General features: G+C 66.5%; 27 protein-coding genes and 1 tRNA gene. 15 read left to right on the top strand and 13 right to left on the bottom strand.

Features of this window, described 5'->3' with window-relative positions; translation table 11 throughout:
* Positions 1-30 precede the first annotated feature (30 nt).
* From ACX12F_RS02295 to ACX12F_RS02275, 5 genes are all read left to right on the top strand, one after another.
* A complete protein-coding gene (locus tag ACX12F_RS02295; protein WP_459370217.1) occupies positions 31-186 on the top strand; it encodes a ferredoxin in 156 nt (51 codons plus the stop codon).
* 17 nt (positions 187-203) lie between these two features.
* On the top strand, positions 204-767 hold the full coding sequence (locus ACX12F_RS02290) for a nuclear transport factor 2-like protein (RefSeq protein WP_459368096.1): 564 nt from the start codon (positions 204-206) through the stop codon (positions 765-767).
* 95 nt (positions 768-862) lie between these two features.
* Entirely contained in the window at positions 863-1,993 is a 1,131-nt protein-coding gene (locus ACX12F_RS02285) for an NDMA-dependent alcohol dehydrogenase (protein WP_459368095.1), read from the top strand.
* Between the two features lie 71 nt (positions 1,994-2,064).
* Positions 2,065-2,478, top strand: coding sequence for a nuclear transport factor 2 family protein (locus ACX12F_RS02280; protein WP_459368094.1), 414 nt, complete (start codon positions 2,065-2,067; stop codon positions 2,476-2,478).
* Positions 2,479-2,560: 82 nt separating this feature from the next.
* Positions 2,561-2,965 (top strand): HIT family protein, encoded by a 405-nt coding sequence (locus ACX12F_RS02275; protein ID WP_459368093.1) that lies wholly within the window; start codon positions 2,561-2,563, stop codon positions 2,963-2,965.
* On the opposite strand, the gene ACX12F_RS02270 is transcribed toward ACX12F_RS02275, so the two are convergent.
* Together ACX12F_RS02270 and ACX12F_RS02265 are read right to left on the bottom strand one after the other, a co-directional pair.
* Positions 2,912-4,426, bottom strand: coding sequence for a sensor histidine kinase (locus ACX12F_RS02270; protein WP_459368092.1), 1,515 nt, complete (start codon positions 4,424-4,426; stop codon positions 2,912-2,914). The genes ACX12F_RS02275 and ACX12F_RS02270 overlap by 54 nt on opposite strands.
* Before the next feature lie 131 nt (positions 4,427-4,557).
* On the bottom strand, positions 4,558-5,277 hold the full coding sequence (locus ACX12F_RS02265) for a response regulator transcription factor (protein WP_020098732.1): 720 nt from the start codon (positions 5,275-5,277) through the stop codon (positions 4,558-4,560).
* 133 nt (positions 5,278-5,410) lie between these two features.
* On the opposite strand from ACX12F_RS02265, the gene ACX12F_RS02260 reads away from it, so the two are divergent.
* From ACX12F_RS02260 to ACX12F_RS02250, 3 genes are all read left to right on the top strand, one after another.
* The gene (locus ACX12F_RS02260; RefSeq protein WP_459368091.1) at positions 5,411-6,706 is read left to right on the top strand and encodes a hypothetical protein; all 1,296 of its coding nucleotides are present in this window, start codon (positions 5,411-5,413) and stop codon (positions 6,704-6,706) included.
* A gap of 49 nt (positions 6,707-6,755) precedes the next feature.
* Positions 6,756-6,830, top strand: a tRNA-Thr gene (locus ACX12F_RS02255).
* Between the two features lie 45 nt (positions 6,831-6,875).
* Complete coding sequence (locus ACX12F_RS02250) at positions 6,876-7,280, top strand: HNH endonuclease (RefSeq protein ID WP_459368090.1); 405 nt, start codon at positions 6,876-6,878, stop codon at positions 7,278-7,280.
* A 35-nt stretch (positions 7,281-7,315) separates the two neighbouring features.
* Here ACX12F_RS02250 and ACX12F_RS02245 read toward each other — a convergent pair whose 3' ends face one another.
* The 3 genes from ACX12F_RS02245 to ACX12F_RS02235 all read right to left on the bottom strand — a co-directional run bounded on the left by ACX12F_RS02245 (position 7,316) and on the right by ACX12F_RS02235 (position 9,764).
* Positions 7,316-8,338: a tetratricopeptide repeat protein gene (locus ACX12F_RS02245; protein ID WP_459368089.1), complete on the bottom strand. Its 1,023-nt coding sequence runs from the start codon at positions 8,336-8,338 to the stop codon at positions 7,316-7,318.
* On the bottom strand, positions 8,335-9,561 hold the full coding sequence (locus tag ACX12F_RS02240) for an ATP-binding protein (RefSeq protein WP_459368088.1): 1,227 nt from the start codon (positions 9,559-9,561) through the stop codon (positions 8,335-8,337). Before ACX12F_RS02240 ends, ACX12F_RS02245 begins: the two co-directional genes overlap by 4 nt.
* 62 nt (positions 9,562-9,623) lie before the next feature.
* Positions 9,624-9,764, bottom strand: coding sequence for a hypothetical protein (locus ACX12F_RS02235; protein WP_459368087.1), 141 nt, complete (start codon positions 9,762-9,764; stop codon positions 9,624-9,626).
* Positions 9,765-9,889: 125 nt separating this feature from the next.
* Here ACX12F_RS02235 and ACX12F_RS02230 point away from each other — a divergent pair, with 125 nt between their 5' ends.
* The 4 genes from ACX12F_RS02230 to ACX12F_RS02215 all read left to right on the top strand — a co-directional run bounded on the left by ACX12F_RS02230 (position 9,890) and on the right by ACX12F_RS02215 (position 14,309).
* Positions 9,890-11,287, top strand: coding sequence for a threonine/serine exporter family protein (locus tag ACX12F_RS02230; RefSeq protein WP_459368086.1), 1,398 nt, complete (start codon positions 9,890-9,892; stop codon positions 11,285-11,287).
* 6 nt (positions 11,288-11,293) lie between these two features.
* Entirely contained in the window at positions 11,294-11,659 is a 366-nt protein-coding gene (locus ACX12F_RS02225; RefSeq protein WP_138228426.1) for a hypothetical protein, read from the top strand.
* 95 nt (positions 11,660-11,754) lie between these two features.
* A complete protein-coding gene (locus ACX12F_RS02220; protein ID WP_459368085.1) occupies positions 11,755-13,812 on the top strand; it encodes a glycoside hydrolase family 183 protein in 2,058 nt (685 codons plus the stop codon).
* Positions 13,813-13,814: 2 nt separating this feature from the next.
* Positions 13,815-14,309 (top strand): hypothetical protein, encoded by a 495-nt coding sequence (locus ACX12F_RS02215; RefSeq protein WP_459368084.1) that lies wholly within the window; start codon positions 13,815-13,817, stop codon positions 14,307-14,309.
* Positions 14,310-14,318: 9 nt separating this feature from the next.
* On the opposite strand, the gene ACX12F_RS02210 is transcribed toward ACX12F_RS02215, so the two are convergent.
* Positions 14,319-16,238 carry an acyl-CoA dehydrogenase family protein gene (locus tag ACX12F_RS02210; protein ID WP_459368083.1) on the bottom strand — a complete coding sequence of 640 codons (1,920 nt, stop codon included), beginning with the start codon at positions 16,236-16,238 and terminating at the stop codon, positions 14,319-14,321.
* 67 nt (positions 16,239-16,305) lie between these two features.
* Here ACX12F_RS02210 and ACX12F_RS02205 point away from each other — a divergent pair, with 67 nt between their 5' ends.
* Both ACX12F_RS02205 and ACX12F_RS02200 read left to right on the top strand, forming a co-directional pair.
* On the top strand, positions 16,306-16,938 hold the full coding sequence (locus ACX12F_RS02205) for a TetR/AcrR family transcriptional regulator (RefSeq protein WP_459368082.1): 633 nt from the start codon (positions 16,306-16,308) through the stop codon (positions 16,936-16,938).
* A gap of 20 nt (positions 16,939-16,958) precedes the next feature.
* Positions 16,959-18,008: an oxygenase MpaB family protein gene (locus ACX12F_RS02200; protein ID WP_459368081.1), complete on the top strand. Its 1,050-nt coding sequence runs from the start codon at positions 16,959-16,961 to the stop codon at positions 18,006-18,008.
* 233 nt (positions 18,009-18,241) lie between these two features.
* Here ACX12F_RS02200 and ACX12F_RS02195 read toward each other — a convergent pair whose 3' ends face one another.
* The 4 genes from ACX12F_RS02195 to ACX12F_RS02180 form a co-directional block, all read right to left on the bottom strand.
* Positions 18,242-19,474 carry an IS110 family RNA-guided transposase gene (locus tag ACX12F_RS02195; protein WP_459366464.1) on the bottom strand — a complete coding sequence of 411 codons (1,233 nt, stop codon included), beginning with the start codon at positions 19,472-19,474 and terminating at the stop codon, positions 18,242-18,244.
* A gap of 145 nt (positions 19,475-19,619) precedes the next feature.
* Positions 19,620-20,777 carry a chromate efflux transporter gene (gene chrA, locus ACX12F_RS02190; RefSeq protein ID WP_459368080.1) on the bottom strand — a complete coding sequence of 386 codons (1,158 nt, stop codon included), beginning with the start codon at positions 20,775-20,777 and terminating at the stop codon, positions 19,620-19,622.
* 17 nt (positions 20,778-20,794) lie between these two features.
* The gene (locus ACX12F_RS02185) at positions 20,795-21,247 is read right to left on the bottom strand and encodes a lipoprotein LpqH (RefSeq protein WP_459368079.1); all 453 of its coding nucleotides are present in this window, start codon (positions 21,245-21,247) and stop codon (positions 20,795-20,797) included.
* Positions 21,248-21,337: 90 nt separating this feature from the next.
* Positions 21,338-21,553, bottom strand: coding sequence for a hypothetical protein (locus ACX12F_RS02180; protein WP_459368078.1), 216 nt, complete (start codon positions 21,551-21,553; stop codon positions 21,338-21,340).
* Positions 21,554-21,788: 235 nt separating this feature from the next.
* Between ACX12F_RS02180 and ACX12F_RS02175 the strand changes: the two genes are divergently transcribed.
* Positions 21,789-22,103 (top strand): DUF732 domain-containing protein, encoded by a 315-nt coding sequence (locus ACX12F_RS02175; RefSeq protein ID WP_459368077.1) that lies wholly within the window; start codon positions 21,789-21,791, stop codon positions 22,101-22,103.
* Here ACX12F_RS02175 and ACX12F_RS02170 read toward each other — a convergent pair whose 3' ends face one another.
* The 3 genes from ACX12F_RS02170 to ACX12F_RS02160 are packed head-to-tail and all read right to left on the bottom strand — an operon-like array spanning position 22,104 to position 24,834.
* Complete coding sequence (locus tag ACX12F_RS02170) at positions 22,104-23,249, bottom strand: glycoside hydrolase family 76 protein (protein ID WP_459368076.1); 1,146 nt, start codon at positions 23,247-23,249, stop codon at positions 22,104-22,106.
* Positions 23,250-23,264: 15 nt separating this feature from the next.
* The gene (locus ACX12F_RS02165) at positions 23,265-23,951 is read right to left on the bottom strand and encodes a TrmH family RNA methyltransferase (RefSeq protein ID WP_459368075.1); all 687 of its coding nucleotides are present in this window, start codon (positions 23,949-23,951) and stop codon (positions 23,265-23,267) included.
* Positions 23,923-24,834, bottom strand: a complete 912-nt coding sequence (locus tag ACX12F_RS02160) for a hypothetical protein (protein ID WP_459368074.1) — start codon at positions 24,832-24,834, stop codon at positions 23,923-23,925. The genes ACX12F_RS02165 and ACX12F_RS02160 overlap by 29 nt, the downstream gene beginning before the upstream one ends.
* Positions 24,835-24,838: the final 4 nt, after the last annotated feature.

The following is a 24,838-nucleotide window of genomic DNA, read 5'->3' as shown; positions in this document are numbered from 1 at the left end:
GTCGACCGCGACCTGTGTCAGGGCCACGCCATGTGTGCCCTGGAGGCGCCGGACTACTTCAACGTCCCCAAGCGCGGCACCGTCGAGATTCTCGACGAGACCCCGCCTGACGACGCGCGCGACGAGATCGAGCGCGCCGTCGCCGAGTGCCCTACCCAAGCCCTGTTCATACGCGAAACCAGCTGAAAAAAAAGGACAAGACAATGACGTCATTTCCCCGCGCACAACTCGAAGAGTGGGTCGAGCGGTGGCTGCAGGTCAACCGTGCTGCCGAGGCGGCCGGCGACTGGAAGCCCATGGCCGACTTCTACACCGACGACGCCACGTACGGCTGGAACATCGGGCCCAAGGAGGACGTGATGTGCCTCGGCGTCGATGAGATACGCGAAATTGCTTTGGGTTTGGAGATGGAGGGCCTCGAGGGTTGGAAGTACCCGTACCAGCGGGTCGTGATCGACGACAAACAGGGCGAGGTTGTCGGTTTCTGGAAGCAGATCGTGACTGATCCGGACGACGCGTCGGCCCCCGCGCGCGAGATCTATGGCATCGGCGGCAGCTGGTTCCGGCTGGAGAACGTCGACGGTGAACCCAAGATCGCCTGGCAGCGCGACTTCTTCGACTTCGGCCACGTGCAGAAGCTCTATCTGGACCTGATGACCGCGGGCAAGTTATCCAAGGGCATGCAGCAGCGCATCCAGCGCAGCCTGGCCGGCGAGCAGCTGCCGGGCTATTACCCGCTGGGCGAGGCCCCCGTCCCGATCTGGTGAAAACCGGCCAAGCAGTTGGTTGGAGGGCGGGGTGTGACGAACGTAACTATTCCCTCTAGTCTGACTGGAACAGGTTCTAGTGGAAGGCACGTGCAATGAAGACAAAAGGTGCTCTCATCTGGGAGTTCAACCAGCCGTGGTCGATCGAGGAGATCGAGATCGGCGACCCCGTCAAGGACGAGGTCAAGATCCAGATGGAAGCCTCGGGCATGTGCCACTCCGACCACCACCTGGTGACCGGTGACATTCCGATGGCCGGCTTCCCGGTCCTCGGTGGCCACGAGGGTGCCGGCATCGTGGTCGAGGTCGGCCCGGGTGTGGACCATCTCGCCGTCGGCGACCACGTCGTGCTGTCGTTCATCCCGTCGTGCGGTGAGTGTCCGTCGTGTCAGGCCGGCATGCGCAACCTGTGCGACCTGGGCATGTACCTGTTGACCGGCACCGCGGTCTCCGACGGCACCAATCGCGTGCACGCCGCCGACGGGACACCTGTCATCCCGATGACACTGCTGGGCACGTTCAGCCCGTACATGGTGGTCCACAAGAGCTCTGTGGTGAAGATCGACCCGTCCATCCCGTTCGAGGTCGCCTGCCTGGTCGGTTGCGGCGTCACCACGGGCTACGGCTCAGCGGTCCGCAGCGGCGACGTGCGCCCCGGGGACGATGTCTGCATCGTCGGCGTCGGCGGTGTCGGCACCGGCGCGCTGCAGGGTGCGCTCAACGCCGGCGCCCGCAACGTCTTCGTCGTGGATCCTGTTGAGTTCAAGCGTGACAATGCCCTGAAGTTCGGCGCCACGCACGCCTACCCGGACATCTTCAGCGCCATGGCCGGCGTCGCGGAGGTCACCGAGGGTCGCATGGCCACCAAGACCATCGTCACCGTCGGTGAGCTGCACGGCGAGGACATCGACAACTACCTCAACATCACCAGCAAGGGCGGCACGTGCGTCGTGACGGCAGTCGCGAACATGGCCAGCCTGGACGTCAAGCTGAACCTGGCGATGCTGACGCTGATGCAGAAGCGCCTGCAGGGCACCATCTTCGGCGGCGGCAATCCGCACCACGACATCCCGTCGCTGCTGGCGATGTACAAGGCCGGCCGCCTCAACCTCGACGACATGGTCACCCGGCAGTACAAACTGGAGCAGATCAACGAGGGCTACCGGGACATGCTGGAGGGCCGCAACATCCGCGGTGTCATCCGGTACACCGACGCCGACCGCTGAACCCACTTCCGCCGAGTCGGCCTGGGGGCACCTCCCAGGCCGACTCGGCGTTGTTTGCAGGAGGAGAACGCTTGTCCGAGAATCCCGTTGTCACAGCGTCACAATCGTCGTGGCGCTGCGTCCAGAGCCACGACCGGGAGGGCTGGCTGGCGCTGATGGCCGACGACATCGTCGTCGAGGACCCGATCGGCCAGGCCGTCACCAATCCGGACGGCACCGGCGTGAAGGGCAAGGAAGCGCTGGCTGCCTTCTATGACACCAACATCGGGCCCAACCAGTTGACGGTCACGTGCGAGGAGACGTTCCCCTCCAGCTCACCGGACGAGATCGCCTACATCCTGGTGCTGCGCACCGAGTTTCCGAACGGCTTCGTGGCCAGTGTCCGCGGTGTCTTCACCTACAAGGTCAACGGCGAGGGACTGATCACCAACCTGCGGGGCTACTGGAACCTCGAGGCGATGGAGTTCGAGCAGCCGGCCGAATAGCCACTCATGCCAAGCTTTTCGCAGAAATCCGTGCGTTAGCGGGCCATTCGCGTCCATGGGTCACGGCACTATGCTCGTCACCATGCCGTCCGTCTTCAGCATGATCATCAACCGCGACCTGCCGGGCCGATTCGTCTACGAGGACGACGACGTCGTCGCGTTCCTGACCATCGAGCCCATGACCCAGGGCCACACCCTCGTCGTGCCCCGGGCCGAGGTGGACAACTGGCAGGACGTGGACCCCGAGCTGTGGAACAAGGTCATGGCGGTGTCGCAAAAGATCGGCCGCGCGGTGTGCCAGGCCTTCGACACCGAGCGGGCCGGCATGATCATCGCCGGGCTCGAGGTGCCGCACCTGCACGTGCACGTGTTCCCGGCCCGTAACCTGTCCGACTTCGGGTTCGCGAACGTCGACCGCAACCCGTCACCGGAATCACTCGACGAGGCTCAGGCCAAGATCGTCGCCGCCCTCGGCACCGCCGGCTGAGCCGGCCAATTCGGCAGAGTCGGCCGCGCCGTCGATGCGCGGCAGGCGCACCGTGAACCGGCAGCCCTGCCCCGGCGCGGTGGTCACCGTGACGACGCCCCCGTGCGCCCGCACCAGCGAGTCGACGATCGACAGCCCGAGGCCCGTGCCGCCGCTGGACCGGGTGCGGGACGAGTCCGTGCGGTAGAAGCGCTCGAAGATGCGCTGCGCGTCCTCGGCCGACAGGCCCGGACCCTGATCGCAGACCTCCAGCACAGCATCGCTGCCCGCGGTGCCGACGCGCACCGTGATGCCCCCGGACTCCGGGGTGTGCTGCACCGCGTTCATCACCAGATTGCCCAGCACCTGGCGCAGCCGGGCTTCATCACCCATGACTTCCGGGGTGCCGGGACCGTCCAGCACTTCCAGCGACACCGCCCGCCGCGGCGCGATGGATCGCGCGTCATGCACCGCGTCGGTGGCCAGGATCAGCAGGTCGACGGGACGCTGCTCCAGCGGTCGCTGCTGGTCCAGCCGGGCCAGCAGCAGCAGGTCCTCGACCAGCAGGCCCATGCGGCGCGCCTCGCTCTCGATGCGGCTCATCAGCATCTCGATATCTGTGGCGGCGCCCTGCCGGTACAACTCGGCGAATCCGCGAATGGTGGTCAGCGGTGTCCGGAGCTCATGACTCGCGTCGGTGATGAAGCGCCGCATCCGTTCCTCGGAGGTGCGCGCCTTCTCCGCCGACTGTTCCGACGACGCGACCGCGTTCTGAATCTGCGCGAGCATTCCGTTGAGCGCCAACGACAACCGGCCCACCTCAGTGCGTGAGTCCCGTTCCGGAATACGACGGTCGAGCTGGCCGGCCGCAATGTCGGCGGCTGTGCGCTCGACCTCGTCGAGGGGCCGCAGGCTGCGGTGGACGGCGACATAGCCGGCGATACCCAGGATCAGCAGCACCGCGGCCCCGATGCCGACCTGCGACCACGCCAGCGCGCGCACCGTCGATGCCACGTCGGAAAGGTCGATCGCCACCGTCGTCAGTTCGCCGTCCGGGCCGCGCACCGTCATGGCGCGCCATTTCACATCGGAGTGCTGGATCGAGCCGACTGTCGTCGGCACGGGGCCGACGTCATTGCTGTCCGGCAGCGCGGGCTGGGCGTCGTTGTCATTGACGGCGATCCACACCCGGCCGTCGGGGTCGATGCCGCGGACGTAGAAGTTCGACGGCGGCCGCGCCGGGTTCGGGCCTTCGATGGGCGGAGCCGGGATGCGCCGCGGCTCCTGCGCCCAGCTGCGGGACGCGTCCAGCAGCGTCTCGTCGACGCGGTTGATCAGGCTGTGCTGCATGATCGACGTGACGGCGATGCCGGAGGCCAGCAGACCGCAGGCCGCCAGCAGCACGGTCGCGGCGACCAGCCCCACGCGCAGGGGAATGCCGCGCCTTGTCCCGTCGCTTCGCTCGCCCAGCCGGCGTGTCATCACTCCATTGTTGGCGATGTCCCGCCAAAAGTGTCTCAGCGCAGTCTGTTCTTCGCGCGAGCGCTCATCGGCGCCATCTGTTCTTCGCGCGAGCGCTCATCGGCGCCATCTGTTCTTCGCGCGAGCGCTCATCACCGCGGCTCGCGGAGGACGTAACCGACACCACGCAACGTGTGCAACAGACGCTTCTCGCCGGTGTCGATCTTGCGGCGCAGGTACGACACGTACGACTCGACGACGTTCACGTCACCGCCGAAGTCATAGCGCCACACGTGGTCGAGGATCTTCGGCTTCGAGAGCACGGTGCCGGCGTTGATGATGAAGTAACGCAGCAGGGTGAACTCGGTGGGCGACAGCGAAACGGGCTCGCCGGCCTTCCACACCTCATGGGTGTCCTCGTCGAGTTCGATGTCGGCGAACGTCAGGCGGGCGCTGCGCGGTTCTTCGACGCCGCGGCCCGTGCGGCGCAGGATCACCCGCAGCCGCGCCACGACCTCTTCGAGGCTGAACGGCTTGGTGACGTAGTCGTCACCACCGAGCGTGAGGCCGGCGACCTTGTCCTGCAGGCTGTCGCGGGCGGTGAGGAAGAGGGCGGGCGCGTCTATCCCGTCGGCGCGCATCCGGCGCAGGACGCCGAAGCCGTCCATGCCGGGCATCATGACGTCGAGGATCACAGCATCGGGCTTTACCTCGCGCGCCTTGTCGAGCGCGGCCGGGCCGTTGGAGGCCGAATGGACCTCGAAGCCCTGGAACTTCAGACTGACGGAAAGTAGCTCGACGATATTGGTCTCGTCGTCGACTACCAGGATGCGTGCTTCGGGCGTCGCCTCGGGAACTGCAGCCATGGCCATGAAGCCATGGTCCTCGCGGCCCTTAAATCCTCCCTGCCCAGTAGCTGTGAAGATACTGTGAGTCACACAGGCATTTGCCAGGCCCCTCGCACCTCACGCCCACCAGGTGTGACCGGCGCCATACACTTGGCCGATGGACCTGGGTAAAGCCCTGTCAGACCTGGCCGTCACGCCGCTCCGGATCGCCAGCGCCGGCCTCGAGATCGCCGGCGGCGCGCTGTCGAGCGTGCAACACGCGCTCGGCGACACCACCCCGGGCTCGCCCGTCATGTCCATGCTCGGCCTCGACGACACGCTGAGCCGGGCCGGCCGCCTCACCCGACTGGTCGACGACGACGCTCCGCTGGGCCGGGCGCTGGCACCGGGTGGCGTGCTCGATCGGTTGCTCCGTCCAGGTGGCCTGGTGGATCAGATCAGCCAGGACGGCGGCATCCTCGACCGCCTGACCGCCGAGGGCGGCGCCGTGACACGGGCACTGGCACCAGGCGGCGTCATCGACCAGTTGACTCTCGACGGTGGCCTGTTGGACCGATTGACATCCGACGACGGCGCGTTGTCCCGAGTGCTCGCTCCCGGCGGCTTCGCCGAACAGGTGCTCGCCCCCGACGGTGTCGTGGACCGGGTACTCAGCGAGGACGGCATCGCCGCCCGCCTGATCGCGAAGGACGGACCGGCCGACCGCGTCCTCGCCGACGGCGGTGTGGTGGACCGGCTGCTGAGTTCGGGCGGCATCGTCGACCGACTGCTCGAACCGGGCGGCCCGGCCGACCGCGGACTCGCCGACGGCGGTGTCGTCGACCGCGTACTGTCCGCCGACGGCATCCTGGACCGGGTCCTCGCCCCGGGCGGCGTGGCCGACCGCGGACTCGCCGAAGGCGGCGTCGTGGAACAGATGCTCGCCGACGGCGGCCTGGTGGACCGGGTCCTTCGACCGGAAGGCATCGCCGATCGATTGGTCGGCGAGGGTGGTATCGCCGACCGGCTGTTGGCCGACAACGGCGTGGTCGACCGGGTCCTGCGCACCGACGGCATCGCCGATCGCCTGCTCGGCGATGGCGGGCCGGTCGACAAGATGCTCGCCGACGGCGGCCTGGTGGACCGACTGCTCAGCGAGGGCGGTATCGCCGAACGGCTGCTCGACGAGGGCGGCGCGATCGATGTCCTCACCGCACCCGACGGTGCCCTGATGAAGTTGAACGACGTCGTCGACAACCTCAACCAACTGGCACCCGTACTCGCCGGGCTCGCCCCGACCGTCGACAAGCTGTACGACGCGGTACTCGTCCTCAACGATGCGGTGAATCCGCTGAGCAACATCGCCGGGCGAATCCCACTGAGCCGCCAGCGCGGCAAGCGTGCCACCCGGGCAGCCGCCGCGCGGCATGCCATCGATGAGAATGGCCAGGACCAACCGGGATCTGGCCACTGACCCTGACGGGTTAGGATTCGGGGCGGTTTCGAACGTTTTCGGGCCACATGCCTCCCTAGCTCAGTGGTAGAGCACCGCTCTTGTAAAGCGGATGTCGTCGGTTCAATCCCGACGGGGGGCTCCAAATAGGTAGCGACCAATTGTCGGTGGCTCGTCGTAACGTCGCGCTATGAGGTCATGCCTTGGTTGTGGCACTCCGCTCGTGAGGCGCAGCCAGAAGAGCTACTGCGGTAATGCGTGCCAAGCTTCAGCACGCCGCGATGCGAGCACTAAACAGTGGCTCGAAACGGGTGTCGGGCGCATCGACAGCCACCAAGGCCATTACATCCGGGACTATCTTCTCGGCGCTCAATCCGGCTGCTGCGCGATCTGCGGCGGCGACACATCCTGGCACGACCTGCCGCTGGCGTTGGTACTGGACCACATCGACGGCAACCCAACGAATAACCGTCGCGAGAACCTGCGGCTGATCTGTCCGAACTGTGACTCACAGCTGCCGACGTACAAGAGTCGCAACCGCGGCAACGGCCGCCACTTCCGACGCGAGCGTTACGCCAATGGGCAGTCGTACTAGGGCAGATGAACATCCGCCATGCCGGTCGACTCTCCCTACTGCCGGGTGAAGCGCCCGATCCAGGCCAGCGCAAGGCTGACGACGAACAGCATCGGAGCGCCGATCTGCACCACCTCCAGCTGCCAGGGGCTGACGGCCGTGAGCGTCCCCAGGACCACCGCGACAATGACAATCACCAGCCGCACCGCCAGCAGCGGCCGGCTTTTCAGGGCCGACACCAAGGTCTGGCGCCCGACGGTGACCACCAGCTTTCCCAGCGCGGCGCCGAGAGCGACAGTCGCCACACCGATCCCGATCCGCGGTCCCACACCCAGTGTGTTGCCGGGAGCTGCCGTGACGAGCAGCAGCCACAGTAGGAACAGCACTCCGGCAGTGCACCACCGCAGCCACCGGGCCATCGCTAGCGCGATGTTGCGGCGTGCCAAACCGCCGAGAGCGGGGTCGAGCGTGCCGGCGCCGAGAAAACCCCGCAGCGCACCCAATATCCGTCCCCGCGCCATCCGGTTGACCGCCAGGTTGTGCGTCGCTATCGCATGATCGGGTTGCAGCCGGAGTGCTGCGGTGTATTCGGCATCCGATTCGGCGGTTCTGGACAACTTCCGAAAGATGTTCCCGCGCAGGACGAACAGGTCAGGATCTGAGGGTTCCAGACGGATCGCTTCTGTGACCTCGGTCAGCGCGGCATCCAGCCAGCCTTCATCCGACAGGATCTGGGCATACACCAAGTGGGTCCGGTACTCGTTCGGGTTGCCACAGACCGCTCGCCAGGCCATCCACTTCGCCTCGTGCAGCCGCCCCTGTCCACGAAGTGCCAAGGCGTACAAGCGAATCGCGTGCTCATTGTCAGGGGCCGATTTCAACGCCGCATAGAGCCGACGCTCGGCGCCGATGTAGTCTCCGAGCCCGATGGCGGCCTGGGCATCGAAGATGAGCAACGCCGGATCGTCCGGCGCCATCGACAGCGCGTGGGCCAGCACCTCGCGGGCGCGCTGATGGTTGTCGACGTCGAGGTATACCCGCGCCTGTTGCAGCGCGGCGTCGACAGCGTCGGCTGTCACCGAATCTTGTTGCGGCGCAGGTACTTCGCCAGTTCGTCGTAGGTGCCGTCCCGATTGCCGAATTCGACGACGTTACGCGCCGTATCGAACCACGGACCGGTCGACGGGTGAACCTGACGCAGCGCCGCCTCCACGTCGGACATTCGCACCGGCCGTACCTGCCCGGTGTGCAGTGAGTCGGCCATCGCCAATTGCGTTGCGGTGTCACAGACATGAGCCAGATCTGCGCCGGAGAAGCCCGCCGTACGAGCCGCCAGTGCGGACAGGTCGATCCCCTCGATCGGGCGATCCTGCAGATGCAGCCGCCCGATACTGGCCCGGGCCGCGGTGTCGGGTAACCCGACGAAAACCATCCGGTCGAACCGTCCCGGTCGGCGCAGCGCGGCATCGACATCCCATGGCGCGTTGGTGGCGCCCAGGATGTAGACGCCGTCGTTGCTGGCCGATGCCGAATCCAGTTCCTCCAGCAGGGTATTGACGATGGTCCGGATGCCGGACGTGCCACTCAGCGCGGATCGCCGGTGGCCCAGTGCATCGACCTCATCGAAGAACAGCACGCACGGCGCGTTACGCCGCGCGGTGTCGAAGACCGAGCGGATGCTGCGTTCGCTCTCGCCGAACCAGCGGTGCAACACGTCGGCGATGCCGACCTGATAGAAGTTCGCGCCCAATTCGCCCGATACGGCCTTGGCGATGAACGACTTCCCACACCCTGGCGGGCCGTAGAGCAGCAGGCCGCCGCGGGCCGACATTTTGTAGGCCTTCATCAGCTCGGGGTTGCGAAGCGGCCCGAGCAGCGAGAGTTCCAGCTGTTTCTTGACGGCGTCCATGCCACCGACGTCCGCGAGCCGCACCCCACTGCGCGTAACCGCCTCGAAGTCGTCCTCTCCCACTGCCTGCGCGGGTTCGTCGACAAAAGCAGGCTTGACGATGTCAGATACCTGGTCTTCGGCCGCCGCCCAGTCGAACGATGACTTCGGTTGCGGGACTTCAGGTTCCGGTACCGGCACCGGGGCGGCAAGTGCCGCAGTGCATTGCTGCAACAACCCCTGCGCCGTGGCGTCGGTCGGGTCGGCCGCCAGTACCGCACCACAGTGCGCCAATGCCTCGGCGTGCCGCCCCCGCTCGGCCAGCAGTTCCGCCAGGTGCAAGCGCAGGGCCAGCGCGTCCGGACTCTGCTCGACCGCCAGCACCAACTGCGCGATCACCGGATCATCGGTCATTTCCATCCCCCTTGCCCCAAGCCGACCTCAATCCTAGGTCGGCAGTCCCGTCAGCTGCCCGGTCACCGAGGCCCGTACCATCCGGCCGCAAGCCAATGCTGCCCGCCGATCGCGAGCGCGATCGTGACCAGCAACGCCACCACCACCGGCCACCAGCGGGCCGCACGCCGCCACAGCCGGTCGCCCGGCCCACCGTCCCCCACGCACGACTCCCTCTGAATACGTTCCGCAAGGTGTAGTCGGCGGACCGGTGGCCAACCGAACGCCCACCTGGCAGTGATCTGGCACACGGCGAAGGCCGGGCGCCCAGGGGACCTACGATTTTGTTGTGACACTGCGTGACCGCGTAGCCGCTGCTCGACGCCGCGTACTCGGCGACCGGCCGTCCACCGCCGATACCGCGGGGCTGCCCGTCATCACACCGCTGCAGCCCATCGACCAGAGCGACGAACATGCCGTCACCGAGGTCGTGGAGCTGGCGATGAACGTCGGCGAGGTGCTGCTGGATTCCGGCACCGGCGCCATCGACACCAGCAAGCAGATCGCGTTCGTCGCCGCCACCTACGGCCTGACCGACTGCGCCGTCGACGTCACCTACAACGCCATCCACGTCTCCGCCCGCCGAGGGCCCGGCCTGCCGCCCACCAATTACATGCGCACGGTGAAGTACCGGTCGCTGGACTACACCCGGCTCGAACAGGTGGACGTCCTGATCCGCCGGATCGGCCGCGGGCATCTCGGCCTGGGGCCCGCCCGCGCGGCGCTGGACTACATCGTCGCCGCCGATCATCCGTATTCGCGCAAGGTCGCGCTGTCCGGGTGGGCGCTGATGGCCGCCGCGGTGACACTGATGCTCGGCGGCAGCCCCACGCTCGCAGTCGTCTCATTCATCACCACCGCCGCCATCTACGGAACCAACGTCGCGCTCGGCAAGCTGGGCCTGCCGTACTTCTTCCAGCAGGTGATGGGCGGGTTCATGGCGACGGTGCCGGCGGCGTTCGTCTACAAGCTGGCCATCGAGCACAGCGCCGTCGTCGCGCCGTACCGCATGATCGTGTCGGGCATCATCGTGCTCATGGCGGGCCTGTCGCTCGTCGGTTCGGTGCAGGACGCCATCACCGGCGCGCCCGTCACGGCCGCTGGGCGATTCATCGAAGTCATGGTCTACACCGCGGGCCTGGTCGGCGGTGTCGGCATCGCGCTGCGGCTCACCGCCGCCCTCGGCGCGGGCCTGCCGCCGATGCAGCAGGAAGTGCTGCCCTACGCACCACTGCCGGTCATGGTGCTCACCGGCGGGCTCGCGTCGGCAGCCTTCGCCCTCGCCAGCTACGCCTCGCTCAAAGCGCTGACCACCTCGTTCGCCTCGGGTGCTGTCGGTGCGGGCCTGGTCGGGACGATCCTGAACGCCGGGCTCGGGCCGATCGTCGCCTCAGCCACCGCCGCGACGGTCGTCGGCCTCGCCGGTGGCATGCTGGCCCGGCGCGCGGTGGTGCCGCCCATCATCGTGGCCGTTGCCGGCATCACCCCGCTGGTGCCCGGTCTCGCCGTGTATCGCGGGCTGTCGGAGATCATGGCCGGCCAGACGGTGGCGGCCATCTCCAATCTGTTCACCGCCGTCATGGTCGGGTGCACGCTGGCCGCCGGGGTGACACTCGGCGAATGGGTGGCGCGCACCCTGCGCCGTCCGCGCCTTCCCCGCCGACTGCTCGGGTCGCGCGTAGCGTAGAGCGCCATGTCCGAGACCGGAATCTGGATCGCCTGGGGCCTACCCACCCAGGGCCGTGAACTCCAAGCCCTCGCCGCCCTGCGCAATGCGCGGGGATACCTGCAGGCACTCGTCGACGACGGGCGGATCGAAGAGTTCGACATCACGATCCTGCGCCCGCAGACCACGGAGTTGGGCGGCTTCGTCCACATCAAGGGCACGCGCGTGCAGATCGACATCCTGCGCCGCACCGGGGATTTCGAGCGCTGGGCCACCGGCATCCAGCTGGTTGCGGGCCGGGTGGCTTTTGTCGACAGCTGGGTCGACCGGGGCATCGACCACGCCATCGAGTTGTACGAGGATGCGCTGCGCGAGGCCGGCCTGACCAACTGACGGTATCGGAACAAAAACAACCTGCCGAAACGCTTCCGCGGCGCGTTCCGATGTTGTTCCATAGATTAGTTAGCTGGAGTAACAGGGGAGGCACCATGGGCGCCACCAGATATGTCGGCCGGGCCGGCCGGCTCGCCTTCGCACTCGGTATCGGAACCGCGATCGCATCCGGTCAGGGCACGGCATGGGCCGACCCGTCCGGACAATCCGGCAGCAGCGCGCCCTCGGGTCCCGCGGCGTCGTCGCCGGCCTCCACAGCAGGCGAAAACGCCGCTACGTCGGGCACTTCCGGAACCGGCACCAAGCCACCGCACAGCAAGCCCCAACCGAAAAAGGACGACCCGAAACCTGGGTCGTCGGCGACGGGGACCGCCGGCGACGCGACTGATCCGTCCGACACCGACGCGGACACCAAGACGGACACGAAGACCGAAACCAAGACGGACAAGGTGCAGACGAAGGGCCGCGACCGCGGCAACCTGCAGAGGAACAGCAGCGACCCTGCGAAGCCACCGACCGTCACTCCCCCGAAAACTCCGAAACTCACACAGCTGACTGCCTCCGCTACGCCCGACAAGCCGCTCGCCACCCAGCAGACCACGACGCCCACCCCGGTCAGCGTGGCCGCCGTCGCACCGACTGCCATGAAGATCACCACCAGCGCGGTCACGACCTCGCCCACGCCGGTCGCCGCGACGACGAACGTGATCACCCCGACCGTCACCGCTCCGACCGTCACGGCGCTGAACCCGGTGGCCGCCGTCGTGAATGCCGTTGCCGGCGTGCTGAATTGGGCCTTCAATCCGAACGGCAGCCCGGCACAGCCGACCCTGGCCTGGACGGTGCTGGCCTTCGCCCGCCGAGAATTCGACAACCTGCTGACGGCGATCAAGCCGCAGAACGCCGCGGCCGCTCTGGTCACTACGAGCCAACCACTGACCGCCACCGCGGTCGTGGCGGCGGCGACCGTGAGCAACCCACAACCGGCCTTCCCCACTCCCGGCCAGCAGATCAGCGCCTCGACGACCTTCGTCAACTGGGTCACCGGCAACTTCGACCCCAACAACACGTACACGCGGTTCGGGGTCTGGGGTACCGACGTCGGCACCATGTGGGACAACGGGATTCCCGACAATCCGAGCACCCCGATCAACGAGCACCAGGTATTGATGGCGTTCGGTGACACCTTCAGCGGGCCCAACATGACCGGCAACTGGCTGAACAACATCCTTTTCCGCACCTCGAACACCGACCTTTCCAAAGGCATTTCGATCCCGGACGGCCAGTGGCTCAACGGCAACATGTTCGGCGGCACTCCGCTGTCGTCACCGACAACGGCACGCCAGATCATCCTGCCCTCTGGCCTCCCCGCCGGACTACCCTCCGGAGTGACGCTGATCCCGACCTCGGGCATCTCGCTGCCGACACCGGGCACCCAATTCGGCGCCACGCAGTATCTGAGCTTCATGTCGGTCAAGCAGTGGGGCGCGCCCGGTCAATGGACCACCAATTACTCGGCGATGGCTTACTCGACCGACAACGGGGAGAACTGGACCATCGCGCCGCAGAGCGTGCGGCAGAACTGGGGCGGTAACGCCAATTTCCAGCAGGCGGCGCTGCTGCGTCCCGGAGACGGCTACGTCTACTCGTACGGCACACCGAACGGTCGCGGCGGCGCGGCTTACGTGTCCCGCGTGAGTGAAACCGACATCCTCGACGCCTCCAAATACCAGTACTACAACAAGGGCAACCCGGGCTGGTTCTTCGGCCTCGGCGCCGTCAAAGCCGGCTGGTACAACGACCCGTCGATGGCCACCCCCGTCTTCGGCCAGAGCACCGGTGCGTGCGGAATCGCCCAGGCGGGCAACAACGTCGGCGAGATGTCCGTCCAGTACAACAAGACGCTGAACAAGTACGTGACCCTCTACGCCGACCAGTTCAACAACGTCGTGATGAGCACGTCGGACACTCCGCAGGGCACCTGGTCGCAGGCCAAAGTCCTGATGCCGCAACAGAACGGCGGCATCTACGCACCGATGATGGACCCCTGGTCGCCCTCGACCCTGGGCACCGGCACCGACCTGTACTGGAATCTGTCATTGTGGAGTGAGTACAACGTCATGCTGATGAAGACCGATCTCACCAAGGTGTAGCCGTGATCCGCGCGCCTCTCCTGACCGCTGTCGCCGTCGTCCTGGCGACAGCGATGGCACCGTTGTGTTCGGCTGACCCCGTTGCACCACAACAGGATCAGTTGTGTCCGCCGACGGCCGACGAAGCGACCACCATGCCGACGACTCCGGCACCCGTATCGGGGGCCAACACGCCGCTGCAATGCCGTCAAGGCCGCTGGCAGCCGGTCGCGCTACCCGCCGAACCCAGTGACCGATGGTGGAGTACCGGCCCGGCCATTGCGCTGCACGGCCAGGGCATGCGCAATCCGAACCTGATGTCCGGCACATGGAGTGGTACCCCCTTGGCCCCCGGGAACCAGTGCCATGTGACCCAGCGCGTGGTTGTCAGCGCCGGCGTCGTCAGCGCACCCGCGCCGACCGACGGCGCGCCTGATGAGACCATCCACTTCGACGTCGCGCCGACCGCGTCCTCGGTCGAGTTCTCCGGTTACTGCCTCTGGACGCGACTCGGCTGAGTCGTCAGACTACGGCGTCATCTCGTAGCGACCCGCCAGATCTCGCACGGTACGGACCATGCGCTCGAAGCGCTCCGGGTCGCCCACCGGGTCGGCGATCAAATCAAGCGCCAGCTTCTTCTGCGCGGCAGTCGCACTGGTCTTGCAATGCAGCGTGGTGGCGTGCCGCGAGAAGTCGGTGACCAGGACCTCGAACAGCTGGTCCAGCACGTCGTCGTCGGTCCCGTCGATGGCGGCCTGTTCGAGGATCAGCTGCGCGTAGGGCAGCAGCGTGAACAGCTCACCGATCGCGAACAGGAAGTCGATGTCGTCCTGCTGCGCCGCGGTCGGCGTGGCGGCCGCCAGGAGAGTCTGGAAACCGTTGGCCTGCTTGAGGAAGACCGCCACATTCGGCAGATGCGGGAATTCCTCAAGGACGGCGCGCCAGTCGGCGAACGCCACCCGGCTCAGGCCACGGCTGGGGCCCTGCGCGAACAGGAAGTCGTCGTTGGTGAAGTCCCGGCGGCGACGCACTCGGGGCAGCGGGGTGCTGCGCAATGCCCTCGGAGCCTTCGGAATCCGTGCGATCTGCGGCACCACCGCGGAACCTGCCGCCCGCAGGCCGCTGGCCACGACCCGCGTCGCCGCGTTCGGCGAGTACTCCACGGGCAGCTGCTGCAGCGCCAGCAGACCGGCGTCGGCGGGGCGGAACATGAAGTTCTGCATGAACTTCAACGACAGCGCCATGTTGACGTGGACGGTGCCCTCGAGGCGGGGCAGGCCGACCGAACCCAGCAGCGCCATGGGGAAGAACATGTCGTTCTCGAAACCGCGCGCGGCGATGGTGTCCGAGAGCAGAGTGACGATCTTCTCGCCCTCGCGGGTGACGGTCATCTTCTCGATGGCATTGAACAGCAGGTAGCGCCGATCATTCGGCGATGCCGACCGCATGTAGTCGATGGCGCGCTCGCTGTAGAGCTTCATGCCCGCCAGCCGGGCGTAGGCCTCGGTGAGCATGCGGCGAATCTGCGGAAACTCAGTGACGTGCTGCCCAAACAGGATTCGATTCTCCGCGTGCGTGACAGCCTCGTACATGGCGTGCTCACAAGTGCCGATGGCACCGAACCCGAGATTGAACTTGCCGATGTTGACGGTGTTGATCGCGGCGTGGAACGCACCCTTGCCGGCGTGCAGGATGTCGTCTTCGGAAACGGCATAGTTGTCCAGATCGAAAGCCGCTACGTACATCTGGCCGTTGACGACGTTCTTGCGCAGCTTGTAGTCGGGGTGCTGACTGTCGGCCGCGAAGAAGAGATACCCGTCGAAATCCTCGTCGGACTTGCCACCGTCCAGCGCGGTCGAGCTATCCAGGATCGGTTTGTCGGCACGGCGGCCGAACACCGAGACCATGCGGGCGACATTGCCGTTGCCGATGTAGTACTTGCCGCCGGTCGCGCGGTATGCGTCCGCCGAGTTGTCAGAGCTAGGCGTCAGCACCATGTCCGTGGAGTACACGTCGGCGCCGTGTTCCTTCTCGGACAGGCCGAACGCGAAGATCTCTCCGGCCTCGAGAAGCTCGGCGGCGCGCTTGCGGGCTGCGGTGTTCGACGACTGCCAGATGGGGCCCAGCCCCAGGATGGTGACCTGCCAGACGTACCAGTACTGCATGCCGTAGAAACCCAGAATCTCGCTGAACATCGCGTTGCGCGCGGTATCCCAGCGCTTGTCGGGGTCACCGCCCGCCTCCGATGCGGGGGTCAGGAATGTCGCGAAAACCCTTTCCCCCTTAAGGAATTCGATAAATTCCGCATACCAGACGCGGTCGCGATCCTGCTGCGTGAGCCAGGCCTTGCCATGGCTTTCGAAGAACTCGATGGTCGCAGAGAAGATCTGCTGGGTCCGCTCGTCGAAGTCGGCGAAGTCCGGCTTGTACGGGTTGAGCATGGTCATGTGGGCAAATCCTACAGAGGTGAAGCAAAATTATTCAAGCAAGAATAATTGTGCTACGTTCGGTGGCGTGAGCACCGATGCCGTCGCACCACCCCGGGAGCGGGCAGCCCATTTGGGCCCGGAGCGGCGCCGGCCGCAGATCCTCGATGCCGCGCTGCAGATCGCGGCGGAGTCGGGCACCGCGGCCGTCACCATCGGCGCCGTGGCCAAACATCTCGGCGTCACCCGGCCGGTGATCTACTCGTGCTTCAGCGACCGGGTGGAACTCCTTGCCGCACTGCTGGATCGGGAAGGCGAATCCCTGCGAGGGACGCTGCTGGAGGCACTGCACACCGGCCGTGGTGACGACCCGGAGACCGCCTTCATCGACGGGTACCGTGCGCTCTTGCACGCCGTCGAGAACCAGCCGGACACCTGGCGGTTCGTGTATCTGGCGCACGTGGACCCGGCGGTCGCAGACATGGTCGCCGGGACCCGCCGGGCGCTTACCGCAAGTTCCTCGCGCTGGATCGCACCGGCGTTGACGGCGTGGTGGCAGACCACCGACCTCAACCGGAAGATGCCGATATTGACCGAACTGTTCGTCTCCTCCAGCGAGGCCGCGGTCCGGTCCCTCCTCGACCCGGAAAACGACTGGGACGCAGACAGTCTCGGTGAATTCTACGGACGACTCATGTGCCGCGCATTCGCCGCGGCCTAGCAACCAAGGGAGCAATCGTCGTGACGCAGCCAGTACAGCCCCTCGCCGACTACGGATTCTTCGGACCCGACTCGGTGACCTGGAAGGTGTGGGGACACACCACCACCGCGGTCACCGGCCTACAGCGTGCCGTCGTGGTCGAGGAACTCGACCCGTCCCTGATCGCCGCGGTCGACGCCACCCAGGCCAACTATGACCGGCCCCGCACCCGCTATGACCGTACGGTTCGCTACTTCGCGACCGTCGCGTTCGGCGACAGCGAGTCCGTGGTCAAAGCCGCCGACGTATTGGTCAAGGTCCACTCCAAAGCCATTGGCACCGAACCGGTCAGCGGCAACAAGTACGACGCCAACAACCCGCACTCGCAACTGTGGATTCTGCTGACGGGGTGGCATTCCGTGCTGACCGCCTACGAACTGTACGGCGGCGGCAAGCTCACCCTGGAAGAAGAGAACCAGTACTGGGAAGAGTGCGCCATCGCCGCCGAGTTCCAGACCTGCGACCCGGCCGACGTGCCGCGTACCAGCGCCGGCGTCCGCGCGTACTTCGAAGCGATGCGCCCCCACCTCGCGGTCAGTGAGGCCGCCCGCAGCATGATGGACCACCTGCTCAACGCCAAGGTGGTGCTGCCGCCGGCGCCGCTGCCGCTGCGGCCCGTCGTCGAGTTCATCAACCTCGTCCTGCGCGCGGGCGCCATCGCGACCATGCCCCGCTGGCTGCGCAAGCTCAGCGGTTTCGATCAGCCGCGCGCGGTCGACATTGTCGTACGTCCGCTGCTGAAGCTGGGCTACGGGATCGTCGATGCCAATCCGCGGCTGAAACTGGCTGTGGCACAAGTGATCGCGCCGTCGGTGGCCCCGGTGGCCGCGCCCTACATCCTGGGCGTCGCACCTGCATCGGACGAGGTGCTCACGCCGCAGGAGGCGCGCACCCGGTACGGCTACCTGAAACCTGCCGACGCACACCATGATCTGCGCGCCAAGCAGCAGCAGCGCGTCTTCGGCGAAGGCCGGGCGCCCAGCGACGAGGGACTGATCGAGTCGCAGGCGTACCTCGGCAGCCTGGCCTAGCTTTCGCGGTGGCAGTCAAGGGGTGGGCGTGGGCGTTGTTGATCGGCCGGGCGGGCGCTCGGCTTTTGGCGCGATGAACGGTGTGTCGGCGGTGGTGGTCGGTGGGCCGTCGTGTTCCGGCAGGCTGATTAGTCGCCGTGAGCGGCAGGCTTTCGTGTGCGCCGTGATGGCGGCCCAGGGCGAGCGGGCGGCAAGCTAGGTTGCGCCGTCGAGCGGCATAGCCGGAATAGCCGTCACCGCTCGCTGCTGAGCCTTCCTTGACGATAGCGCTGTTCATCGAAGGGTTGTTGGGTTCGAAGTAGCCGGTATGCCAGGCGGCATGCATGGCGTGCGAGCGCGACGCGGGCCTGGATCGGGGCCATGCCGCGGGCTCGGAGTTCGGCGTCGCGTTCGGTGAACGACGGCGAAAATTGTGACAGGCCCCAGGCGATGCCCATCAGGGCATCGCGGTGTTCGGCCAGTCCTTGTCGAGAGATTCGGCCGCGTCGGTGCAGGGTGGCTGACTGGTAGAGAGCCGGCGCCAAACCCGTTGCCGAGTAAAGATGTTCGGCATCGGGGAACCTGTCGATCGGCAAGCTGTGTGCGGCGAACGCCGCGGCGCGAATCGAGGCGACGCCGGGAAGTGTGGTCAGGATCTGACCGTCAGTTTCGGACAGTAAGGCCCCGATTTCCAGGTCGATGGCATCAATGTCTTCGCGCAGACGGCGATAACGGTCCACGTCACGGCCCAGTCGAAGGGCACGTTGTTCGGCATCGGGTGGCGGAGGCAGACACTGACGCCACCGAGTCACCCAGTACTGCGCGGTGCTGGTCGTCAATCGCCCCGGAGCCCGGCGCATCAGCGACCGGCGCTGCGGTGGCCGTCCCGCGAACGCCGCAGCACAGGCCAGCACGGCAAGGCCGGTGGGTGTTTCTATGGCCAGGGATCGTCCATGACCGGCCGGCGCGGACAATCCTGGGCACAGTGCGTTGAGCTGATCATGCAGCCGTTGTTGAGCGACTTTGCGGTCAGCGACCAACCCTCGGCGGTGACGCACCGCGGCACGCAGCGCCTCCACCGACGCGAGCTGACCGCAGCGTCGACCACCGCCTTGGCGAGCCATGTACGTCAAGGCCGCACAGTCTCGATCGTCAGTCTTGAACCTGCCCGAACCCAATTGCGTCCGTGCTGATTTCGTCTCGGACGGAGCGAACAGCCGCACCGAGCCTGGATGGCGACGTTCCAGTTCGACGACCCACGAGTGGTGCAGGCTTCCGGTCGCCTCAATCGCGATCACCGGACAGTCTGGGCCGTGTTTGTTCAGCTCCAACTCCAGCGCAGCGATGCCCTCTCGCGAGACCGGCAACGACCTCGGATCCACGAGCAGGCCGGATCCATTACTGATCCACACCCGATTGAACGCCTTGCCCGGATCCACCGCGACGATCACCGTCGACGGATCAAGCGCAACCTCCAACACCGACATGAGCAGCCTCCTCCGAACCGGAACCTCCTCCGAGGATCCGCTCAGTGACTACTCATGGCCTATCAGCCGGGCAGCAGTGCGGCGACCAGCTCTCGCGCCCGCCGCACTGTGCCGGGTGCTCGATCCGAACTGCTGCTGACGCCGCTCAGCTGGGTAGCGGCAAGCCGAGTGCGGTGGCCGCCACGCCGGCCACCGCGGCCAGCAGCAATGTCAGCACGACGTTCAGCCGGCTGAACACCGCGATCGCTGCAATGGCCAGCACCACGTATTGCCAGGGTTGGCTGATCGACATGGCCAACGGCACCGCCGAACCCAGGATCGCTCCGATGGCGGCCGGGCCTGCACCGTCGAGGAACGCCCGCACGTAGCCGTTGCCGCGAATCAGGTCGAAATGCTTGGCGCCCAACAAGATGAACAGGAACGACGGGCTGAATGCCACCACCGAGGCCAGCACCCCGCCGACCAGGCCCGCGGCGGCATAGCCGACGACGGCGACGGTCTGTACCACCGGCCCCGGCGTGATCTGGCCCAGCGCAACCGCATTGAGGAACTGTGGCCCCGTCATCCATTGGTATTGGTCGACAGCGTCACCCTGCATGAGCGGAATGATGACGAAGCCGCCACCGTACGACAACGCGCCGACTTTCAATGCCACCCAGCACAGCGAACCCAATGTGCCCAGCGTCAGCGACTGGAACGCCAGCAGCGGCATACTGCGCGCACCGGATCGGGGCAGCGTCGTCGTCCGCACCAATTCGATTACGCCACAAGCCAGCAGCACCACCACCAGCCATGGGCCCAGCACGGCCGCGGCAATCGCCCCCAACACCAGATACACCGACCAGCGAATGGCGCTGCTGCGCCGCTGCCAGCTCGCGGGGATCAACGCGGCTCCCGCATGCACCGCGACGGCCGCCACGGCGGCACCCGCACTGGCACCGGCCGCCAGGACCCACCGCGGCGGCGTATCAGCGAGGAACAGCGCCGCCAGCGCGAGGATGACGATCAGCCCCGGCACGATGAACGCGATGCCACCGACCAGCGCACCCAGCCGGCCACGTACCCGCCAGGCGCAGTAGATCGACAGCTGCGTCGACGCCGGCCCCGGCAACAGGTTGCAGGTCGCGATGGCGTCTTCGAATTCGGTGGCACCGATCCAGCGGCGCCGCTCCACACACAGACTGCGCAGCAGCTTGATATGCGTCGGCGGCCCACCGAAACCGATGCACCCGATGGTGCCCCACTCCCGCAGGACGGTGCCCAGTGGCACTCGGGGCGAAACATCGTCTGCCGGTGCGGTCACGACCAATCATCTTGGCGCTAGGGGCACGTCACGTCCATCTCAAAGGGCTCATTCACCTGCCGCGGCGACCGCGGATCACTCAGGTCGCTACCGCTGGCGGTGCCTTTGATGGTGTACGAGCTGCCCCGCACCGCTGCTGCGGCGTTGTTGGCCTGACCGGGCTCGGAGCTCGTGTAGCCCAGCGCAACGCCGTCCACCGTGCCGAGCCCGACGGTACGCACCTGTGGCGGATTGCTCGTGGTCACCACGGCACCGACCCCTCTGGACATGTCACCGATCCCGATCGTGACATAGTCACCAGCCCGGTGGCAGGTCACTCCGCCGGTGACGGCACGGGGCTGCCCGTCGACGAGGACCTGCGGCATACGCATGCCTGAATCCGGCGAGCCGACATTCGGTTCGCCGGATTCATTCGTCGAACAGCCGGCCAGCCCTACGGCCACCACACAGACCACGACACTCTTGCGCATCAACGTTGCCCTCCCTCGGTTCTGGATATCTGGCGGTACAACGCCAGGGGTTACCCAGTGCGAAGGGGATCAATCGTCGACGGCGAAGAGCTACGGGCAGACGGTGACGAACCCGGCGGGGCCGGTCACGCAGGGAAGGTTGACGTACACCTGTGGGCCATCCCAGCCGCCACCGCGCCAACCCGGAGCACCCCAACCGCGGCCCGGATGACCATCCCAGTCGTCATTGCCGTGGCCCCAGCCGCGATCCATCGGGATGACGGCCGGATCATTCACCGGCGCCGCTGCGGAAATGCCCGCGCTCAAACCCAAAAATGCAGCTCCAAGGCTTGCCGCAAGTGCTGTAGTCGACACAATCTTTCTCAACGTGGCCATCGCCAACCTCCGAAATAACACAATCAAATAATCAAAAAATGCCCTGGCAGTATAAGACGCTGACGGATCTGAAGAAATTCCTGGGGCCGCCAACAAGCGACTCCGCCCCCGGATCGGCAGGCCTCGCGTAGCCTGTCAGCAAATCGATCTTGCATGGGAGATCCGGATGAAGCGCACACGCACGGCAGCTCTGCTCGCGGCGGTCTCGTCGGCGGTCACCATCGTGATGGCGGTGCCCGCCCACGCCGACGATCAGGTCGACCCCATGTTCCTGCAAGCCCTGCACGACAAGGGCTTCATCATGCCGAACAACACCGCCCTCAAGCTCGCGCACGGCACCTGCACCGCCATGCGAAGCGGCGGCGTCAACTCGGCGCTGACCTACCTCAAGAAGAACGCCGGCAACATGTCCAACGACGACGCCGTCAAGTTCGGCGGGCTGGCCATCTACGCCTACTGCCGGGAGCTGGCACCCAAGTAATCAGGACTCGGCCGGCGCGTCAGCAGTCAACACGTGGGCCACCTCCATCAGCATCCAGCCGGCCACCTGCACCGAGAGGTCCCGTTCTGGGATATCCGATGAATTGACCGCGCCGTCAATGGATTTCGCCTTCTCGCCGGTGTCCTTCGGCAACTCGGCAGCCCGGTTCCAGAACGCGCCGAACAGCGGGATGCCGTTGACCGACTGCCGATAGTCCCATGCCGACTCCGCCGATTTGAGCACCAGCTCGCGGGCAGTCGCCCTGGCCGCTTCGTCGTCCTCGGTGTCCCCGGGCAGCGTGGTGGCCACCAACGTCAGGTAGCGGGCCAGGATGGCACCGAACAGACCACCGTCGCCGCCACCGGCGCCCCGGATCACACCGTCCTCGACCATGTGGTCCTTGACTGCCGCCACCAGCCGGCGCACCCGCTCGGCATGCCGTGAATCCCCGGTTCGCACGGCCAGCTCCACTTCCAGTCCCAGCACCACGCCCTGGCAGTAGGTGTACTGGGCACGCACCATCGAGCCAGCCTTGATGCCGTCGAACACCAGGTGCGCATCGGGGTCGATCAGCGTGTCGTCGATCCAGTCGGACATCTGCTGCGCTCGTCGCAGCCGGTCGTGGCGGGCCAGGAAGATGCCGGCCGGGCCGTTGGCGGGGGCGTTGAAGAACTGATCCTGTTTGCGCCACGGGATGCCGCCGCCGTCCTCGGGCACCCAGGCGTTCAGGAACTGGTCGGCAAACGTCTTGAGCGCCTTGGGCCGCGCCACGCCGGCCAGCCGGCCCGAGCGCTCCAGGGCCAGGGCCATCCACGCCATGTCGTCGTAGTAGTTGTTGGTCCAGGACCCGTTGTTACGCAGTCGATGTCCGCGGATTTGACGGCTGATGCGGGCCAGGCGGTACTCCTGCGGGTCGCGCAGCTGCGCATCGATCATGCAGTCGAGCAGGTGCGCCTGCCACCAGTAATCCCAGCTCTTGAACAGCCTGTCGGCCCGCGTCGACGGCCAGGCCACCACGCCCAGCTGGGTTCCGGGTAGGCCCCAGAGCCGCCGGATATGCCGATTGAACACAGCCGTTTCGGCGCTAGCCGCACGGTTCGCCCAAACCGCATCGTCGTCGCTCCGCTCCACCGGACGCTGATCCATGCGGTCCATCCTGCCCTACCAGGCCCGATCGAGTCCTGCATGTTGAGTGATCCAGGTATGCATGACGATCCCGGCGGCGACCCCGGCGTTGATACTCCGGGTGGAGCCGAACTGCGCGATGGAGACCGTCATCATCGACCCCGTCTTGGCGTCCTCCGTGATACCGGGCCCCTCCTGCCCGAAGATCAACAGGCAGGCGCGGGGCAGCGTCGTCTCCTCCAGCCGCACCGAACCGGGCACGTTGTCCACGGCCACGGGGGTCAGCCCGGCACCCGCGGCGAAGGCCAGCAACTCGGCGGTGGTGGCGTGGTGCATGAGTCGCTGATAGCGGTCGGTCACCATGGCGCCGCGGCGATTCCACCGTCGGCGGCCGACGATGTGCACGGTGTCCACGGCAAACGCGTTCGCGGTGCGGACCACAGCGCCGATGTTGGCGTCGTTGCCGAAGTTCTCGATCGCGATGTGCAGCGGGTGCCGGCGCTGATCGATGTCGGCGATGATCGCCTCACGCGTCCAGTACCGGTAGGCATCGACGACGTTGCGAGTATCGCCCTCGCGCAACAACTCCGGGTCATAGCGCGGATCGTCGGGCAGCTCGCCCGGCCACGGGCCTACGCCGGGCCCGGCTCCCCACTCGGTGGGGCCTGGCACGTCGGCATGATCGGCGACGTGATCACTCACGCGAAATCCACACCGCCGCATGGGTTCCCACCACGGTAACGGTGGCGTACAGCAATGCCTGGTTGATATCACCCTGCGTGCACAACGAGGCGCGGGTCGAGATCGCGCCCAGCTTGGAGTCCGGCAGCACCAGCAGCGTGGCACCATAGATGTCACACATGTGCGACAGGCCGGGAGGCGGCAGCGTCGGCGCCACCGCGATCATCAGCGGGCCGCCCCGCTTGGCGGAGTCCGTCTTGTATCGGCTTGCCAGACCGCCGATTTCGAGGCCGAGCAGCATATAGCCCTTGCCGGTGAACGCCGTCGGATCTCCTAGCGCCGCGGGGATCAACTGCCCACCGTCGGCCCGGAATCCGTCGACGCTGGTCGCCTTCAGGGTCAGTCCGGTGTCGGACTCATTGGTCGGCGTCAGGCCCACCGGGTACGCCGCGCCGTAGGCCACGGTGGTGTCCTTGATGCGGTCGGCCGGCGAGTACAAGTAGACGCCGCGCACCTGCGACTGGTCGCGCATCGGGCCCAAACAGACTGTGCCGGTTACCTTGTCGGGGTTCTGGACCACCGCCGGATTGATCTTCAGGTTGGGAACGCCGTCGCAGCCACCGATCACGTTCGACTCGAGGGGGTGCGCCAGCGCGCCGTACAGACCGAAGCGCAGCGTCTCGGGCTTGGCGTGTTCACCGCCGGCCTTCGCGGCGGCCATGTCGACATCGACCAACACCTGGTCGTCTTGGAAGCGCAGGTTGGAGACGGACACGTTCCAGCCCAGCAGCGACTGCGATTCACCGATTTTCGCACTGGGGGCACCGTAGATGCTGTTGTCGGCGGAACCGCCACCCGAACAAGCGACCAGCACACCGGCCAGCAGCACAGTCAGCAGCCGCGAGGCCAACGTGCGAACAGACATGCGG

It is taken from the genome of Mycolicibacterium sp. HS_4_1, from assembly GCF_054515875.1.
Note: the sequence above shows the minus strand (reverse complement) of the source record. Positions and strands in the feature narration are given on the sequence as shown.